The 12,041-nt window shown below is 28.9% G+C and carries 13 protein-coding genes; 7 read left to right on the top strand and 6 right to left on the bottom strand.

Features of this window, described 5'->3' with window-relative positions; translation table 11 throughout:
• The first annotated feature begins 319 nt into the window (after window positions 1–319).
• The gene (locus KPL55_RS22190; protein WP_216308944.1) at window positions 320–1,078 is read left to right on the top strand and encodes a hypothetical protein; all 759 of its coding nucleotides are present in this window, start codon (window positions 320–322) and stop codon (window positions 1,076–1,078) included.
• Window positions 1,079–1,232: 154 nt separating this feature from the next.
• A complete protein-coding gene (locus KPL55_RS22185) occupies window positions 1,233–1,769 on the top strand; it encodes a DUF4489 domain-containing protein (protein ID WP_216308943.1) in 537 nt (178 codons plus the stop codon).
• Window positions 1,770–1,793: 24 nt separating this feature from the next.
• Here the strand turns inward: KPL55_RS22185 and KPL55_RS22180 are convergent, their stop codons facing one another.
• From KPL55_RS22180 to KPL55_RS22170, 3 genes are all read right to left on the bottom strand, one after another.
• The gene (locus KPL55_RS22180) at window positions 1,794–2,942 is read right to left on the bottom strand and encodes an aminotransferase class V-fold PLP-dependent enzyme (RefSeq protein ID WP_216308942.1); all 1,149 of its coding nucleotides are present in this window, start codon (window positions 2,940–2,942) and stop codon (window positions 1,794–1,796) included.
• A 246-nt stretch (window positions 2,943–3,188) separates the two neighbouring features.
• Complete coding sequence (locus KPL55_RS22175) at window positions 3,189–3,347, bottom strand: hypothetical protein (RefSeq protein ID WP_216308941.1); 159 nt, start codon at window positions 3,345–3,347, stop codon at window positions 3,189–3,191.
• Window positions 3,348–3,579: 232 nt separating this feature from the next.
• Window positions 3,580–4,209 carry a hypothetical protein gene (locus KPL55_RS22170; protein WP_216308940.1) on the bottom strand — a complete coding sequence of 210 codons (630 nt, stop codon included), beginning with the start codon at window positions 4,207–4,209 and terminating at the stop codon, window positions 3,580–3,582.
• 245 nt (window positions 4,210–4,454) lie between these two features.
• Here KPL55_RS22170 and KPL55_RS22165 point away from each other — a divergent pair, with 245 nt between their 5' ends.
• Both KPL55_RS22165 and KPL55_RS22160 read left to right on the top strand, forming a co-directional pair.
• A complete protein-coding gene (locus KPL55_RS22165) occupies window positions 4,455–4,664 on the top strand; it encodes a YwbE family protein (RefSeq protein ID WP_216308946.1) in 210 nt (69 codons plus the stop codon).
• A gap of 674 nt (window positions 4,665–5,338) precedes the next feature.
• A complete protein-coding gene (locus KPL55_RS22160; protein WP_216308939.1) occupies window positions 5,339–5,521 on the top strand; it encodes a hypothetical protein in 183 nt (60 codons plus the stop codon).
• Window positions 5,522–5,617: 96 nt separating this feature from the next.
• Here the strand turns inward: KPL55_RS22160 and pulA are convergent, their stop codons facing one another.
• A complete protein-coding gene (gene pulA / locus KPL55_RS22155) occupies window positions 5,618–7,507 on the bottom strand; it encodes a type I pullulanase (protein ID WP_216308938.1) in 1,890 nt (629 codons plus the stop codon).
• A 223-nt stretch (window positions 7,508–7,730) separates the two neighbouring features.
• On the opposite strand from pulA, the gene KPL55_RS22150 reads away from it, so the two are divergent.
• Window positions 7,731–8,318 carry a protein kinase gene (locus tag KPL55_RS22150; protein WP_216308937.1) on the top strand — a complete coding sequence of 196 codons (588 nt, stop codon included), beginning with the start codon at window positions 7,731–7,733 and terminating at the stop codon, window positions 8,316–8,318.
• A gap of 63 nt (window positions 8,319–8,381) precedes the next feature.
• On the opposite strand, the gene KPL55_RS22145 is transcribed toward KPL55_RS22150, so the two are convergent.
• A complete protein-coding gene (locus KPL55_RS22145; RefSeq protein WP_216308936.1) occupies window positions 8,382–8,861 on the bottom strand; it encodes a PIN domain-containing protein in 480 nt (159 codons plus the stop codon).
• 253 nt (window positions 8,862–9,114) lie between these two features.
• Here KPL55_RS22145 and KPL55_RS22140 point away from each other — a divergent pair, with 253 nt between their 5' ends.
• Window positions 9,115–9,300, top strand: coding sequence for a hypothetical protein (locus KPL55_RS22140; protein ID WP_216308935.1), 186 nt, complete (start codon window positions 9,115–9,117; stop codon window positions 9,298–9,300).
• A 61-nt stretch (window positions 9,301–9,361) separates the two neighbouring features.
• Here the strand turns inward: KPL55_RS22140 and KPL55_RS22135 are convergent, their stop codons facing one another.
• Window positions 9,362–11,398, bottom strand: a complete 2,037-nt coding sequence (locus KPL55_RS22135; RefSeq protein ID WP_376770498.1) for a YgiQ family radical SAM protein — start codon at window positions 11,396–11,398, stop codon at window positions 9,362–9,364.
• A gap of 207 nt (window positions 11,399–11,605) precedes the next feature.
• On the opposite strand from KPL55_RS22135, the gene KPL55_RS22130 reads away from it, so the two are divergent.
• The gene (locus KPL55_RS22130; protein ID WP_216308934.1) at window positions 11,606–11,992 is read left to right on the top strand and encodes a hypothetical protein; all 387 of its coding nucleotides are present in this window, start codon (window positions 11,606–11,608) and stop codon (window positions 11,990–11,992) included.
• Window positions 11,993–12,041 lie beyond the last annotated feature (49 nt).

Below are 12,041 nucleotides of genomic sequence, written 5' to 3'. Positions count from 1 at the left end.
AATAATATTTTACTCATTTGCCACCATCCTATCTATATATAAATTATACAAAAAAAGCACCTATAATCCAAACACTTTTTTTTTAGTGTCCTTCCTATAGGTACCAGTTTATATAATGTGGCCTTTTTTTAATGCTTAAGTATCGTTTCAAGTATAAATAAATTTTTTGGTAAAGGGCTAACACATAATTTAAATTGATATGTAAAAATAAATGTATAAATTTGATAATAAAATTATCACACATTATATACAACAACATATTATAAAAAGGAGAACACGAATTTTAAGTGTATCACTTAACATAAAAGGAGGATAATATATGTCTATTACTCGTAATGAGTTTATTGCAAGACCTGGTGTTGTTAACAAAGAAGGTCATTTACCTGATCCGGCTGAACTAGTTTGCGTCGAAATTCCAAAAGTTTTTGACCAGTGCCTAATAAAAAGATGTTTAGTTTATGCTTGCGGTGAGGATACAACAGATACAGACGAAGAATTAAGGAGTGACCCCCTTAACGATCCTAGAATATTTACTGGATGTAGGGACTTTAAACTAAAGCTTATTTCAGTGGAGAAAATTCCACTAAAGAAGAATCCAAGTTATAAGAAAGTAATAGTTTGTTTTGTAATTTCATTTTATGCAGACTATATAGATTGTAATGGAGAGACAAAATGCGAATTTTATGAAATTAATCGTACAGAGGTGATATCAAAACTATACTGTCCAGATTCACTAGCACAAATATCTGTAAGCTCTATGTATGGAGAATCAAAAGACCTAGATTCTGAAATTATAAAACTTGAAATGGTAGCAGAATGTTTAGATGGATTTTTTTGTAATGATGATTGTGGTGATAGTTTCTTAGATATCACTTTAGGATTCCATCTTATTATAAAATGTGAACTTAGTGTTCAACTTTTAATTCCTGCATATGGATATTGTCCAATTCCTTATGAATGTGAAGAGGAGGATGATGAAGATCCTTGTGAAAGATTTAATCGGTCACCGGTTCCAAAATTCTTCCCAGATCAAAAACTTAAACCTTTATTTGATGAAGAATGCGAAGATGATGAGTAATTAAAGTTAAATAAGCTAAAATTAATCAGAACAATTACAGGTCTTTATCATATATTGTAGTATAAGAATTCCAATAAACTTGACTAGATAATAAGTTCTTTTGGAATTCTTTTTACTCAATATTATTAACTCAAAATATGGGAGGAATTAATATATGAATTCGATGTCAAAAGGTCATTATGAAGATGAAAAAGTATGTTGCAATAAAAAATCCAAAGAAAATGAAGTTTTATTAAAATGTAAGGCAGGGAATCCAGTAATAGTTACAGTAGGTACTGCCGTTACTACCAATACCGTTGGAAGTCTCATTTTAAATACTGAGAAATTTAGTAATCCATGCATTAAATTTGAATTTGCAAGCAATATAGTTACCACGCTTTTTCCAGGTACGCCTGTAATTATTAACTTCCAAATATTCAAACAATGTAAATGCGATCTTACTCCAACAGCATTTGGACCAGTATGGGTATATACTAGACTATCCACTTTGGCTGATACTTTTGCTGATACTTTTACTTTTTTCGTTTGTGATTGTGATTGTGATTCTAACACTTGTAAAGATAATTGTTGCACCTATACTGTAGTTGCAACTACTCCAGCAGTTGGTGTAGGTGTTGCAGGCGGCATAGCTAGTATTAACAATCCAGTATTTTCAGCTACAGTAGTTGAAAGAAATAGTCATTGCTGCTAGTATTATAATATATATAAAAAGACCCTATAAAAAGGGTCTTTTTTCATGTATATCATTTAAAGCTATAACAAGTTCCTCAATATCTTCTAAGGTATTAAAGTAACCTGGACTTATTCTAACTGTTCCTTTACGCCTTGTACCAATTATTTGATGTATTAGTGGTGCGCAGTGGAAACCTGTTCTGACTGCTATTCCTTTTTTATTTAGAAAGTCTCCTACCTCAGATACATCTACATTGTCTAAAGTTAAAGAAACTACCGATCCTCTGTTTTTATAATCACATCCCCCATAAATCTTAACATAAGATAATTTACATAATTCTTTTAGTAAATATTCTACTAAGATATTTTCATGTTTTCTTATATTTTCTATTCCAACTTTTCTAATAAACCTTATTCCCACACAAAGGCCTGCAATTCCTGGTGTATTTAAGGTTCCACTTTCAAATCTATCGGGCAAAAATATAGGTTGCTCCATTGAAGAGGATTCACTCCCGGTTCCACCTTGAATAAACGAATCCAGCTCAATAGTGTCTTTTATATACAGACCTCCTGTTCCTTGTGGACCATATAATCCTTTATGACCCGGAAAAGCTAATATGTCAATGTTATCATTAAGAACATCTAGGGGTATAACACCAGCGCTCTGAGCCGCGTCAACCATGAATATTATCCCTGCGTCTTTAGCAATCTTTCCTATAGTTCTTATATCTTGAATAGTTCCTAATACATTGGATGCGTGGTTCACTATTATTAATTTTGTAGTTTTCCGTATTTCTTTTTTTAGGTTGTTAATATTCAAATATCCATTTTCATCTACATTAATAAGAGTAAATGTTACTCCCTTTTTACTTAGATAATTTAAAGGTCTTAGAACTGAGTTATGTTCAATTGTTGTGCTAATAACATGATCCCCTGGTTTTAATATCCCCTTTATTCCTATATTAAGCGATTGGGTAGCATTACAAGTGAAAATGATATCTAACAAATTAGGAATGTTAAATAATTCACTTAACTCTTGGCGTGTATCCATAATTTTAAATGAAGCCTCTACTGCCATATCATGAGAACCTCTTCCAGGATTTGCAGCATAAGTTTCCATACACCTTAACACTTCGGAATAGACTTCCACAGGCTTTGGAAAGCTAGTTGCAGCATTATCTAGATATATCATAATAGCCTCCTATTTTATATAAAGTATTTAATTCTTTATATAATAAGAATACTATTCTTACCACAATAGTATTCTTAATAGGTTATTTATTTTTTTGTTATTGTTTAAAGATAATTCAATTAAATATATTAAGGAAATTATATTGCATAAAGAGTATTTAAAAAAAATAAGCCTCTAGAAAAGAAGCTCATTATTTAATATAATTTAATTTTATTTTTTTATAAAGGATATATTAAAGATAAGTGATTACCTATCAAATAAACCGCCAGTTTTTTTAGTACTTCTTGCTGCTTTTTTTGATTTTCCAATTGATTTATCAGGTCTCGACATTCCACTTTGCTCTGCACTTCTCTTTTTCTTTTCCTCAATAATTTCTTTCATTTTTTCAATATTATTACTTGGCATAAAATTTTCCTCCTCTTGCATCAAATCAAGAATGTTAGATACTATAGAATATATGTTTAAATTTATAATCTCTAAATTTTTATTTCTATGTTCATACTTAACTTGTTGTTACTCTACTAATCAGTTTATCTTAATTCTATTGAAATTTCAATATAAAAATCAAAATAATAGGTATTTTCATTGAAAAGATTAGAAAAATCAAAATTTTTCTTTGTTTTTTGATATATAATTATTAATTAGTAATATTTTCTAATTTAATTAGCACGTTTTTATAACCTGATTTTATAATATCATTATTATATAAATTTTCATATGTTACTATATCGATATCAAAATTAAATGCATACGAAAAATTATCTCCATAAAGTTTTTTTATGAACATAATGTAATCTTCTTTAATTAATAGATAATGTTTTTCATCATAATGGTACCCTTTTGTATCATTATTTAATTTTTCTATAATTCCATATAATTGATAAATATAGCTCATTTCTTTTAAACTAAATTCTTTGGCTAAAGCTACAATTGCCCCGGCATAATTAGAATTCATAGGTATTGGATAAACACCTGTTTTATTTTCAGCATCAAATTCAATTAACATTCTTATGCTTTGAAACAATGTGGTGCATATATCTAATTGGATTATTGTTGCATACTGACTTAATCTTAATGCATTATTTTGGTTCAAGTATTCTCTGTTAGCTTTTTCAGCTTTACTTTGAGTTTCAATTGTCCTACCAGTAGAACTTTTATTTATTAGCCAACTGAAAATACCACCTAAAATAGCACCAATTATTATTGAAACAGATGATATAATTGGATTTAGAAGATTTGCAGGTATAAACGACAAGGACTCTAGCATCACAATTTCCCCTTTTAAAAAAGTATTTTACATTATATAGTTTCCATCCAAATTTATTTTATGCTCAGTTTACGTAAATTGTCTCATTAGTCTACTTTAAAGTGCGTGGTTAAATTATATTTTGACAAAACAACAGTAATTAGAGTATTGTTTGTATATAAAGCTTTATAAAAATATTAACTATATATAAAAGTAGAAATAAGCTTTAAAGTAATTTTATTGAGGGAGACTACAAAATCATGAATATGCAGAGTGATAACAAAGGACAAATAAGAAGTAATGTACCTGTAGGCACTACAGTTGATGTTGTATTAAAAAAAGATCAAAGAACAACTAAACTAACTAGAGGAGTAGTAAAAAGATTGCTGACTAATTCGGCAGTACACCATAGAGGTATAAAAGTTATGCTAGAAGATGGTCAGGTTGGTAGAGTGCAAGCCATTATATCAAAATAAATACTAGTTTAACATTAGGTTAATTTACAATCATGGAGTATGAGGGTAAATTAGCCTTTTTATTAATTTGAATTAATTAGTTGCATTTCTAATTTAAATGATGTATACTAATAAAGTTACCTAGTAATTATTGAATTTTACAAAGCAGTAAGTCATTTGCTACTCATAGCAAATACGGATCATTAAACGCACGATAAAAGAGACGACATGAATTTTCTAAATCCAATTCTTAAATTCTTACCCTCTTCATTCCAAAACATCTTAATGAACCCCTTATGAAAATTTTGTTTGAATAACGTACGGATAACGCTTATAACATATCTTATTTGTTATAGCAATTTTAAAAATCACATTAAATGAGCCTACCAAGTAATATTGTGTTTCGGGCACTCATACACAACTAAGGAGGTGTTTAAATGAGAATCTATGAATTAGTTGAAATTACTGAAGATGTAATCAATGAATGTCTAGAATGTTTAGACTAGAATCAAAAAGCAAATCTATCACTATCCAGGATCTAGTGAAGGTTTCTTTTTTTTATATAAATATATATTATAGCTCCGATTATAATATATATTAAAATATTTAAAATATTCTTATAAATAGAGGAAATTTCTATTCAGTAGAGAATATATGTTAGTAGATACTATGTAATTAGAAAAGGAGTGTTTATTATGTTAACGATTTCTTTTATTAGTGGTGAAACTCAACTATTCGATTTGAAACAATCAGAATCTGACCTGTTTAAAAGTTGGTTTTATAATTTTGAAAACTCTAGACCTCATGAACTTAATAATATGGGAAAGAAATATCTATTTAATAAAAAGGCAATAGCTTATATTGAGATAGAGCCTTAAGCTTTTGTTACACATCATAACAATAACATTCTTTTTATATAAATTTGAATAAAAATAAAAACTGTATCTTTAAAAAGATGCAGTTTTTATTTTTTATTATTTACATATTATATAAGTTGATAACTGAGGTACGATTAACTCGTGAATACAAGTTTTAGAACCACTTTTTACACCTGTTTTATTGACTTCATGTTCATTAGCTAATATCTTCCACTCATCATCATCAGGTAAAACTAATTTTATTTCTTCTTTGTAAGCATTATGAACTATAATCAGTTTATTATAATCTCCAATGTATGTTGATGTTAATTCATAAGCCACTGAATTGTAAGGAGTTTCAAGGAAATGTAAGCAATTTATAACATCATTTGCACTGTCTAAAGTCATAACCTTTTGACTTTTTCTTAAGGCGATTAAACCCTTAATATATTCATAGGTTTCTGTAAATTCAGCCTTTCTACTCCAACGTATTTCATTAATGAGGTCACCAGCGTTATAACTATTGTGGTTACCTTGTTTAGTTCTTAGTATTTCTGTACCACCTTGAATAAATGGTACACCTTGAGAGGTAAGTATAATAGAAAGTGCCAATCTATTCATTTTCTCTCTTTGAGAAGGGGTATTATAAGGATTACTTTTTACAAATTTATCATATAAGCATAAATTATCATGAGAACTTACATAATTTATAGCTTCACCTGGTGATAATGTGAAGTTGCATATATTATTATTATAATATATACCACCAACAATACCTTTTTTAATTTCTAGTTCGAACCCTAATCCGCCATTAACGAAACCTAGGTTGTCACCGTCATTATCGCCCTTTAAAGCGTTTCTTAGATCGTCATTAAATACAGATACTTGCATACCCTTTTGACTCCCTTTTCGTAGCTGTCTATCGTAAGGCAATGAAGACTGTCCACCAGTCCATGGCTCACCGTAAATAATTATATTTGGATTTATTATTTTTGCCTGCTTTTCAACTTCTTTCATTGTGTCTATATCATGAAGCGCCATTAAATCAAATCTGAACCCATCAATTTTGTATTCTTGTGCCCAGAACTTAATACTATCAATTATGAATTTTTTAACCATTGGTTTTTCAGATGCTGTTTCATTTGAGCATCCTGAACCATTTGTATAGTTACCATTATAATCTTTTCTATAATAATATCCCGGAGCCAAGATATCCATAGGAGAATTTTCTACAGTAATTGTGTGATTATAGACTACATCCATAATTATACTAATACCATTTTCATGCAAAGATTGAATCATTGTTTTAAATTCTTTAATTCGTACAGTTCCATCTAGTGAATTAGAAGAATATGAACCCTCAGGTACATTATATAAATAAGGATCATATCCCCAATTGTAGCCTCCTGTAGTTTCATCCACACTTGCAAAATCATAAACAGGTAATACGTGAACATGAGTTATTCCTAAATCTTTAAGGTGGTCTAATCCTGTAACTATACCCTGCTTAGTTTTAGTGTTTTCTTCAGAAAAAGCTAAATATTTTCCTTTGTTTTTAATACCAGAGTCTTCTGAAACTGAAAAATCCCTAACATGAATTTCGTAAATTATTGCCTCAGTCCTGTTAATTGGTATAGGTTTCTTATGGTGTTTCCAGTTTTTCGGGTTAATAGAATCGAAATCTACAATCATACCTTTTTTACCATTAGCACTTGAGCCTTTAGTATAGAGATCGGGTGTTTCCTTTTCCACTCCATTATTTAGTACTATATAATTATAATATTTATTTTTAAAATCTCCGTTAAGTGAAAGTTGCCAAACCCCTCTTTCGGATTTGTTCATTTCATATTTTTGTCCTAGGTCATCATTGTAAGTTTCATACAATATTACTGTAATTTTTTCCACAGTAGGTGCCCACACTTTAAATGTTGTATTAAGCTTGGAATAGACTGCACCTAAATCATTTCCATCGTATATAAATTGTTGATCCTCTATTGATTCTACCATTATCAAATATCTCTCCTTAAAAATCTACTTACTAATTTTAATAAACCGATAAAATTGTTTATATATTCCATAACATTATATTATTAAATATAATATTAAGCAACTTTAGTTTGAAAATCCACATTTTAATAAAAAATAATTGTGGTTTATATATATATATAGGAAATACTTACAAGCCTTCATCATATAATAGAATGATATCTCGTATAAAGAAGATGGTAATATGAATGATGACAAAAATTATTATATCCAATTAAATAGTAAAGTTGAAAAAATGCTTAAGACATCAGAATTTTTAGGTTCTGGTCATAATGGAATTGTTTATTTGCTTCCTAACAATCGAGTAATAAAAATTTTTAAGAATAAAAAGGTTTGTCAGGGAGAATATAATATTTTTGTTAAGACTAGAAAAAGCAAATATTTTCCTAAAGTTTATGAGCATGGACCCTACTACATTGTCCGTGATTTTGCAAGTGGAAAGCGCTTAGATAAATATATTAAAAAAAATGGCATCAATAAAAAAATATCACTCAACATAATTAAGCTTATTGAGGAGTTCTCGAAGCTTAAATTTAATAGATTAGATATTAGGTGTAAAGACTTATACTTAATGGATGATTTTTCGATTAATGTAATCGATCCAAAAAATAATTATTCAAAAATTGTTATTTATCCGAGACACTTAATGAAAGGTCTAAACAATTTAGGGGTAATAGATGAGTTTTTATCAGTAGTTCAGGTTGAACGTCCAAAAACTTATGAACTTTGGAATTTTAGATTTAAACAATATCTGGAAGAAAATATTAAATAAATTATTGAGATATAGTATAGGAGGTTGCACCTATTAAGATGTAACCTCTCATATTGTTTATAATTATATTACCTTCAATTCCTTTAATTCTTCTAGAAATTCTTGGAAGTTTAAGGCTCTTGAAGTGTCCAATATGATTTTTGCAGTTCGAATTAGCTTTTTATCATCAGTTACAAGGGTATAGTTTTTATTTTTTTCACAGATATCAATTAGGCTATAGTCGTTTATAGAAATTTTATCTCCATTAATAAGGTAAATATTTTTATTTTGCTCATATTTAATAAAGTCACCACTTAGATATACTTCGGTAGAATTAACTTCTTTATCAGAAATAATATGACCCAATAATTTTAAGAATTTATTTGAGAGTACAAAATTTTCATTGAATTTAACATACTCTTTTACAGATAACTCACCAGCTATATTCTCAGAGATTTTAAAATCAATAGATTTTATATTTTCAATTGTGTCTAGCAAGGTAGGATATTTATTCCACACTTTTATAACTATATTAGTATCCAATAAATACTCTTTACTTATCATAGTCTAATCTCCTTTTAGAAATAAATCTATATTAGAGTTTCAATAAAGATACCTGAACTATTTAGTTTTATTTATATTATATTCATATATAACTAAATGGTTAATCATTATTAATTTCTAATTGTTTTAATCTTGATAAATATAAATAATGGTTTATAATTTAAATAGTGACTTAGAATTTAAATAGTGAATTATAATTTAAGTAGAATATATAATGAAAGGAGTAGCTGCTTTGCAGCTAACATATGAATTTATGGAAGTGCATGTATTTTTAAAAGGAAATAAAAAAGCCATTATTTATAGTGGCGACAGAATTGATGTTTTAGATTTTGAAATGAACAAAGTCAAATATAAGCAAATAAGATACTTTAGAAAAGGTTTAAGTAAAAGTGAACTTGTAGAACAAGAAAGTATAATCAAAATAGTTACAATAGATTGATAACAGATTTATAATAAATACCTACATCCAAGCTAAGGATGTAGGTATTTATTATTAATAATTATTGTCTTTTTTTCAGTTTTGATTTCTTTTTGTTAACACTTTTAATCCGCGAATTTGTATTTGTCCTACCTTGAGTGCTTATAGTTTTACCTTTCTGTCTAGGCTTTTTACCAGTAGGAGAATCATTTGTCTTGTTCTTTATAGGAGTTGATTTATCCTTATTTTTTTTATCTTTATTTATAGGATTTGATTCTCTTAACTTACCACCTGTATTACTAAATTGTACTTTATGCTTATTTCCCCGAGGTTTTATTAAACACTTAGGCCCAGTTCCAATAAGATCCTCTCTTCCAGCCTGTGTTAACGCTTGTAATACTAAATCGTATTTCATTGGATCCTTATATTGAAGAAGCGCTCTTTGCATAGCCTTTTCATTTTTAGTTTTAGGTATATGAACTTCATCAAGGGTTATTGGATCAAAACCTGTATAAAACATAGTTGTAGACAGCGTCCCAGGTGTCGGATAAAAGTCTTGAACTTGTTCTGGCTGATATTTTATATCTCTAAGGTATTCTGCTAGCTCTATTGATGATTCTAATGTGCACCCTGGGTGGCTAGACATAAAGTAAGGAATAACGTATTGCTTCTTACCTACTTTATCGGTTGCCTTATAAAATTTATCTAAAAACTTATTATAAGTTTTTCCTGCTGGTTTACCCATATATTTCAAAACTTTGTGAGCAACATGTTCAGGTGCAACCTTAAGCTGTCCGCTGACATGATGTTTAATAAGCTCATTTAAAAAAGTATCATCTTTATCTGCCATAATATAATCATAACGTAGGCCCGAACGTACAAAAACTTTTTTGATATTTGGAAGTTCCCTTAATTTTCTTAAAAGTTTTAAATACTCCATATGATCAACATCTAAATTTTTACAGGGACTAGGATGTAGACATTGTCTATCCTTGCAAGCTCCTACTTTTAATTGTTTATCACATGCTGGCCTTCTAAAATTAGCTGTAGGGCCTCCTACATCATGAATATATCCTTTGAAATCCTTAAGTTTTGTAATTTGAATTGCTTCTTCAATTAGTGAATTTTCACTTCTACTTTGTACAATTCTTCCTTGATGAAAAGTTATGGCGCAAAAAGCGCAACTCCCAAAACATCCTCTTGAACTTACTAAACTAAACTGAACTTCTTCTATAGCAGGGATACCACCTAAAGCTTCATAACTAGGGTGATAATTCTTTTGGTATGGCAAACCATAAACCTTGTCTAATTCCTCTCGAGTAAGTGGCATTTCTGGTTTGTTTTGTACCAGATAATTATTAGCATGCTTTTGCACAATACCAATTCCTCTAATTGGATCTTGCTCATCATATTGTATTTTAAATGCTTCAGAATATTTATGTACATCTTTACATACTTCTTTATAAGATGCTATTTGAATGTAACCAGATATATTTGCGTTTTGTTCAGCTACATAACATGTGCCAAGCACTTGTGTAATATCTTTTATATCCACGCCTTCATTTAAATACTTAGCAATATTAACAACTTGTTTTTCACCCATGCCGTATATTAGTAGATCTGCACCACTATCAATAAGCATTGATTTTCTTACCTTATCACTCCAATAATCATAATGAGCAAATCGCCTTAAACTTGCTTCTATGCCGCCGATAATAAGAGGTACGTTTTTATATGCTTCCCTAATTTTATTACAATAAACAATAGTAGCTCTATCTGGCCTAAGGCCCATCTTTGCACCTGGTGAATACAAATCTTTTTCTCTTATCCTCTTACTTACAGTATAATGATTAACCATGGAATCCATATTTCCAGAATTAACTAGAAATCCGAGCCTAGGTTTCCCTAGTTTTTTAAAGTCATCTATATTCTTCCAATCTGGTTGTGCTATTATTCCTACTTTATAGCCTTCACTTTCTAAAACTCTTGAAATAATTGCAGTCCCAAAACTATGATGATCTACATATGCATCTCCAGTAACTATTATAAAATCTAATTCGGTCCAACCTCTATTTAATATGTCTTCTTTATTTATAGGTAAATATTTATTATCTTTAATTATGGTCACCTTCTTTTGATTTAATCCTAAATTTCAATATGTAATTCAGAATATAATTATAGCATTCTTTACGGTTTAATTCTTTAAAATAATAAATTTGAATGTTATAAAAAAAATTAATAACATTCTACATATTAATACGTACTATAATATATAAATATTTTTATATTATATCCTTATTTGGGAATATTTATAAGGAGGGATAACATGAATCAATCGGAAAATTATGAAAAAATAAATAATATTGTTTGCAGCGAAGTAGCGGCAACAAGTAACCGTGGAAATATTAACCAAGCATTCAAAATAAATATTAATGATGGCAAAGGATATTATGAAACTGGGTCAAATAACACCTTTTGGTCTAATCTAATTATTACTGCTAAAATTCTTCAGCCGCAGACTGGTTTTTGGAAAATTATTATTAAAGATAGAATGAAAAACGATTTAGTAGTTTATGAAAATTACCATCTGTCACCTGATAAAGAGTTTTCGTTTAAGTATAAAACAGGATTAAAAGTAAATTTTTTAATCGAAGCTACTTGGTCCCAAGTTAAGGACACAAGTCTTATAGGAGAGTTATCAATTAAATACTAATTTATACCCCTTTAATTTTAATTGAATTCCCTTATTTTTTATAATATAC

It is taken from the genome of Clostridium lacusfryxellense (genome assembly GCF_018861735.1).
GTDB classification, from domain to species: Bacteria; Bacillota; Clostridia; order Clostridiales; family Clostridiaceae; genus Clostridium_AD; species Clostridium_AD lacusfryxellense.
This window is presented reverse-complemented; position numbering and strand designations above follow the sequence as displayed.

Coding starts and splice junctions, on each gene's coding strand:
- KPL55_RS22185 (WP_216308943.1), top strand. CDS start 1,233: ATGAATTCGATGTCAAAAGGTCATTATGAAGATGAAAAAGTATGTTGC.
- KPL55_RS22175 (WP_216308941.1), bottom strand. CDS start 3,347: ATGCCAAGTAATAATATTGAAAAAATGAAAGAAATTATTGAGGAAAAG.
- KPL55_RS22190 (WP_216308944.1), top strand. CDS start 320: ATGTCTATTACTCGTAATGAGTTTATTGCAAGACCTGGTGTTGTTAAC.
- KPL55_RS22170 (WP_216308940.1), bottom strand. CDS start 4,209: ATGCTAGAGTCCTTGTCGTTTATACCTGCAAATCTTCTAAATCCAATT.
- pulA (WP_216308938.1), bottom strand. CDS start 7,507: ATGGTAGAATCAATAGAGGATCAACAATTTATATACGATGGAAATGAT.
- KPL55_RS22160 (WP_216308939.1), top strand. CDS start 5,339: ATGTTAACGATTTCTTTTATTAGTGGTGAAACTCAACTATTCGATTTG.
- KPL55_RS22130 (WP_216308934.1), top strand. CDS start 11,606: ATGAATCAATCGGAAAATTATGAAAAAATAAATAATATTGTTTGCAGC.
- KPL55_RS22165 (WP_216308946.1), top strand. CDS start 4,455: ATGCAGAGTGATAACAAAGGACAAATAAGAAGTAATGTACCTGTAGGC.
- KPL55_RS22140 (WP_216308935.1), top strand. CDS start 9,115: ATGGAAGTGCATGTATTTTTAAAAGGAAATAAAAAAGCCATTATTTAT.
- KPL55_RS22145 (WP_216308936.1), bottom strand. CDS start 8,861: ATGATAAGTAAAGAGTATTTATTGGATACTAATATAGTTATAAAAGTG.
- KPL55_RS22150 (WP_216308937.1), top strand. CDS start 7,731: ATGAATGATGACAAAAATTATTATATCCAATTAAATAGTAAAGTTGAA.
- KPL55_RS22180 (WP_216308942.1), bottom strand. CDS start 2,942: ATGATATATCTAGATAATGCTGCAACTAGCTTTCCAAAGCCTGTGGAA.